We start from the raw sequence: 1,526 nt of genomic DNA on the forward strand, positions 1-1,526 counted from the left end.
TCGAGGTTGGTGATGTCGTGTTGGGTGAGGTTGAGGAGGGGGAGGTCGGAGGGGGTGCGGCCGCCGGTGTGGTGTTGGGTGTGGGTGTTGAGGGCTTTGAGTGCGGTGTGCCAGTGGTGGGCGAGTTGGGTGATGTGGTGGGTGGTGTGGTGGTGGGGGTTGTAGGTGAAGGTGGTGGTGAGTTGGGGTCCGTGGGGGGTGTTTTGGGTGTGGGCGTTGATTTCGAGGGGGGTGTGGTGGTGTTGGTGGGGGTCGGTGTTGCCGTTGAGGGGGGTGGTTTCGGGTGCGTGGGGCCAGGGTTGGGTGGTGGGGTTGGTGGGTGTGGTGGGGGTGTAGCGGCCGAGGTAGTTGAAGGTGGTGGGGGGTTGGGGGAGGTGGGTGAGGGTGGTTTTGGTGGTGGGGTTGAGGTGGCGGAGGAGTCCGTAGCTGGTGCCGTGGTGGGGTGTGGTGTGGAGGGTTTCTTTGATGGTTTTGATGGCGGTGCCGAGGTGGGGTGTGTTGTGGGTGATGTCGTGCCAGGTGGCGGGTCCGGGGTGGAGTCGGGTGGGGTGGAGGGTGGTGAACCAGCCGATGGTGCGGGTGAGGTCGAGGTGGGGGGTGAGTTCGTGGCGTCCGTGGCTTTCGAGGTTGATGAGGGTGGTGTTGGTGTTGTTGAGGTGGTTGAGGGTGAGGGTGAGGGCGGTGAGGAGGATGTCGTTGATGCCGGCGTGGTAGGTGGTGGGTGTGGTGGTGAGGAGGGGTTGGGTGTGTTCGGGTGGGAGGGTGGTGGTGTGGTGGAGCATTTGGCTGGTGGGGATGGGTGTGGGGCCGGGGTTGGGTGGCGTGTTGGTGTGGGGTTGGAGGGTGTGGGTCCAGTGGGGGAGTGTGGTGGTGTGGGTGGGGTGGTGGGCTTGTTGGGTGAGGTAGTGGGCCCAGGTGCGGTAGGAGGTGGGGACGGGTTCGAGGGGGGTGTTGGGGTGGTGGTAGGCGTGGGTGAGGTCGGGGGTGAGGATGCGCCAGGAGACTGCGTCGATGACGAGGTGGTGGGCGAGGAGGAGGAGTCGTCCGGGGGTGGTGGGTCCGAGGGTGAGGTGGATGGCTTGGAGCATGACGCCGTGTTCGGGGTCCAGGCGGGTTTGAGCCGTGGTCTGGTGTTCGGTGATGGCGGTGGGGAGGTCGGGGTGGCCGGTGAGGTCGGTGTGGTGGAGGAGGTTGGCGGCGTTGATGCTGCCCGGTGGTGGTATCCGCAGTTGGTAGTCGTCTGCGGTTTTGTTGAGGGTGAGGCGGAGGATGTCGTGGTGGTCGATCACGGTTTGGAGGGCGGTGGTGAGGCGTTGTTGGTCGAGGTTGGCGGGGACGGTGAGTAGGACTGATTGGTGGTAGGTGGTGAAGGTGCCGCCTTGTTCGAACAGTTCTCGCATGATGGGGGTGGCGGGGAGGGTGCCGGTGCCGGTTTCGTGGCGGGCCGGAACTGTGGTGGGGATGATGGTCGCGGTGGTGGCCAGGGCGGCTGGGGTTTGGTGTTGGAAGACTTGGCGGGGGGTGAG

The 1,526-nt window shown here is 65.4% G+C and carries 1 protein-coding gene; it reads right to left on the bottom strand.

The features are described from left to right. The coding region (locus ABD329_RS47705; protein WP_344318272.1) for a condensation domain-containing protein at nucleotides 1-1,526 on the bottom strand (1,526 nt) is incomplete at both ends.

Source organism: Streptomyces javensis, assembly GCF_039525925.1.
Classification (GTDB): Bacteria; Actinomycetota; Actinomycetes; order Streptomycetales; family Streptomycetaceae; genus Streptomyces; species Streptomyces asiaticus.